Source organism: Halanaerobium sp., assembly GCF_003070835.1.
The window spans coordinates 1-3945 of record NZ_QBLR01000306.1; the positions used below are offsets into that span (position 1 = coordinate 1).

Below are 3945 nucleotides of genomic sequence, written 5' to 3' on the forward strand. Positions count from 1 at the left end.
TGTAAAAATCAGCTCATCTAGATAAGGTCGGCCATCCCAGTAATCTTCATTTGCCTCTAAAGTAATATGATCATCTCTAACCCATTCCACAAACTTAAAAGCACCGGTTCCAACTGGATTTTTAAAGATATCCTCTCCATATTCTTTAACTGCTTCCGGACTGACAATCATAGTTGCAAACATGGCCAGATTTTTAAGGAAGGGAGCATATGGATTTTCGAGAGTAAATTCAACTGTATATTCATCAACTGCTCTTACCTCGTCGATCATTCCCAGAGAAAAGCCGGCATAAGGATAAGAACCTTCAAGATAGTATGGGTGGTCAGGATCAAGCTGGCGCTCAATATCAAAAACTACAGCTTCTGCGTTAAAAGGTGAGCCGTCATGGAATTCAACACCTTCTCTTAAATGAAAAACATATTCCAGACCATCATCCGAAATCTCCCAGTCAGTGGCAAGTGCAGGTTCTATCTCTGTGGTTCCTGCCTTAAAGCGAACCAGACCATCGAAAACATTGACAATAACATCAGCCGAGTTGCCGAGGGTAGTCATATGAGGATCTAAGGCATCCGCATCTGCTCCCTGAGCATAAATCAAGGTTCCACCATACTCTCCTTCGTGACTGTCTGCCATAACCGATCCGGTCAGAGTAAAAACAAGCGCTGTCAGCAAAAACCAAACGAATAATCTTCTCAACATTGTCACTCCTCCTTGTAATTTGGTCAATTTATTAAAATATTATGAAAATTTTTAATATTAAATAAAAAAAGACACTACATGTTATATTTCGCTGTAGATTGTTAAAATCCTGCTGATAAATAGAAAAAATCCCCTCTATCAGCACCTGTGATATAAACTGTTTTCTGCAACTGCATCACTTCCTCAATAAATTATCGTGAAATTGATTCCTGAAACTATATTTCTCTAAAAGCACTGATTTACCTTTAATAATTCTGCGCGGGCTTAATGTAACTTAATTAATTTACAAAAAGAATAATCTAAATTATAATAGAAGACAGGATTAGAGGAGGTTTTTAAGATGAATGAATTATATCAGCAGACTAAAAAATACTTTGATTCATATACAGAGCAGTTCAATTTGGAAACTGAAAAGGATCAGAAAAATATTCAGCTCAAAATTGACCACAGTAAAAGGGTGGTTAAAAATATGGAAGAGATCATTAGCAGCATGACAGTAACTGAGGAGGAAGAAAATCTAGCCAGAATAATTGCACTCCTCCATGATATCGGCCGTTTTAAGCAGTATAAAAAGTATAAGACTTTTTCCGATTATAAATCAGAGGACCACGGTCAGCTGGGAGTTGAAGTAATTAAGGAAAGCAGTTTAACTGACTCTTTAGCTGAAAGTAAGCAGAATATAATTTTCAAGGCTGTTGAGCAGCATAATAAAGCTGATCTGAGCCCGGAACTATTTGCCAGTGATCAGGAATTGTTTTTTGCTAGACTGGTCAGGGATGCCGACAAACTGGATATTTTTAATATTTTTGTGGAAAGGTACAAAACCCGCAGCCAGAAAGATTATGTGATTAAACTATCGACTGAGCCGAAGATTCAGGATGACATTTATGAAAAGGTGTTAAAGCGAGAGTCAATTAACTATAATAAGCTGGAGACAATCAATGATTTAAAAGTAATGCAGCTCGGCTGGATCTATGATATTAATTTTAAGGAGACAATTGAGATTATTAAGGAGCGGGGATATCTGGAGGTTATTTATGATTCGATGGAGCAAAATGAGAGAGCCGAAGAGATATATCAGCGGGTGAAGGAGTATGTCGGTGAATAAAAAGCCTCTCCCGTCAATTACAACAAGGAGAGGCTTTATAATTATTCAACTATAACTTTGATTTGAGCTTCAGTAACTTCACCAAAAGCCGGATCGAGCTCAGCCTTGATTATTGTTTCCCCGGGCTTAACAGCTTCAATATAAGTTGATTCGCCCTTTTTATATTTCAGATCAGCAACTTCAGCATCAGTAGTAGTCCAATCAGGTGCTACGGACACATTTTCTCTTGAATACTCATCATGTTCTATATATCCGACAGCTTCTATAAAATACTCTTCACCAGCAGTAATTGTAATCTGCTCCGGTAATACTTCCCGCCAGTTTTCATTTTTTAGCTCTAAATCTATTAACTGAAATGGCTCTGAATCAACTTTTATCATTTTTCCCTCGGTAATATTGCCATTAAAATCTTCAACCATTATTCTATAATAATATTCTTTGTTTCTTTCAATATCTTCATCCTTAAAAAGAGGGAAATTATCTTGATAGACTGTTTCTCCATCATCTATCCCCTCAGGAAAATCAGTCAGTGATCTATTAATAATTACTTGCTTAAAGTTATTACTTGTCGGGTTCACCCACTTCAAAACAATCTCTTTATCCATTAAATCATAGTATCTACCTTCCAGGTGAGTTATTTCTTTATCCAGTTTACTTGAACCATCTCCGCTCTGATCTTCACTCAATTTTTCAAGTTTAAAGTTAATTGGAAATGGATTTTCTAAATTTAGAGTGACAATATGTTCTGATTTATCTGCAGTTCCCTCAGGAGCATAGACTTCAATTAAGTCTTTAAGCTGCCAGGAAAAAACCAAATGATTTCCATCTGTATTTAAATCAAAATTAAGGCCCGGCAGATAGATCATATATCCTGTTCTGCTCCAGAGTGGCCTTTCCTCAGACCAGAAGTAGGGGGCAATTCCATCGATATAATCTTTACCTTCCAAAAATGGATTAATCATAAAGGCTTCTTCTACCTGGTCATCAAATAAAATATCTAATACGCTGGCTTCAGAATTACCATCTAAGGGAATTAAATCTGAGAGCTGAAAAACATGAACTGTTCCCTCTTTTCTAAAAGCCCCAAGATCAACATCTCTATACTCTTCTCCCAGGTCAATATGAATTTCAGATACAGCCGAGAACCTCTCCTGCCGTCTTTCTGTATTTTCAATACTAAATGTCATATTTACATTGGAGTATTCATTGAAGTTACTTTCATATAAATAAGAAGCATCAATAATCTTATTGGCTAAAGTTAAATCAAAAGCCGGCAAAATTACACTTGAACTTCTTTCAGCTCTATCAATTCTTGCCACTTTTGAAATAGGGCGCTGACTATTAGGATTAGCGAGCTGGATTGAATTAATTTCTACAATCATGGATTCAGGAGTATATCTGCCAACTAAATCTGACTCATTCAGCTCCTTATATTTTTCAGCATAGTTGCTCTGATTAAATTCAAAATGCTGGTATCTACCGCTGTTGACCTGAGCAGTTACTTCATTTGATTGAGCAGCAGTTAAGTTTTCCTCTGCTATAAAACTGACCTTTATTTCTCCTGCTGTTGGATCATTGATCTCCTCTTCAATGGTATTATTGATTGAGTCAGAACCACAGCCTGTAAGAATAAAGATTAATATGATGCTTATTACTACTAACATAAGTTTCTTCATTTTTTATTACCCCTTATTATAATATTGTTTGCAAACAAAAGTTATATTATTATATAATTATTGGAAATAATAAAATTCCTGCATTTAAATATATAATTGCTCCCTCAATTCAACTAAGTTGATCATATTCTTTCATTAAAAATTCTAATTTTAGGGACCGCTCCCAATACTGTTAGTTCGAATTTTATCGAATTTTGTATAGTTTTGCGTATAGTCTAACTTTTTATTGTAAGTAAAATAATATCATGTTATAATAAAAATTGTATTTATTAGGAGAAAACTGATAAAAGTTATAGATTTAACTTTTTATATACTAAAAAAATATTTAATAAAAAAACAAAAGGAGAAATTACTTTTTAAAAGTGCTGAGCAAAAGGAGGGGTGGTTTGTGAATAATGAAATTACTGTAAAATCTTATCTGTTTTCAGTTTTAATGGTTTTTTTGACTGCTGTTTTATCTCT

Annotated in this window: 3 protein-coding genes; 1 reads left to right on the forward strand and 2 read right to left on the reverse strand. The window is 34.8% G+C overall.

All coding sequences use genetic code 11. From position 1 onward, the window contains the following. Positions 1-699: ABC transporter substrate-binding protein (locus CI949_RS17925; RefSeq protein ID WP_290768889.1), on the reverse strand; the 699-nt coding region annotated here is incomplete at its 3' end. 340 nt (positions 700-1039) lie between these two features. Between CI949_RS17925 and CI949_RS17930 the strand changes: the two genes are divergently transcribed. Next, on the forward strand, positions 1040-1807 hold the full coding sequence (locus tag CI949_RS17930; RefSeq protein ID WP_133531306.1) for an HD domain-containing protein: 768 nt from the start codon (positions 1040-1042) through the stop codon (positions 1805-1807). A 41-nt stretch (positions 1808-1848) separates the two neighbouring features. On the opposite strand, the gene CI949_RS17935 is transcribed toward CI949_RS17930, so the two are convergent. Then, a complete protein-coding gene (locus CI949_RS17935; protein ID WP_290768893.1) occupies positions 1849-3483 on the reverse strand; it encodes a hypothetical protein in 1635 nt (544 codons plus the stop codon). Positions 3484-3945: the final 462 nt, after the last annotated feature.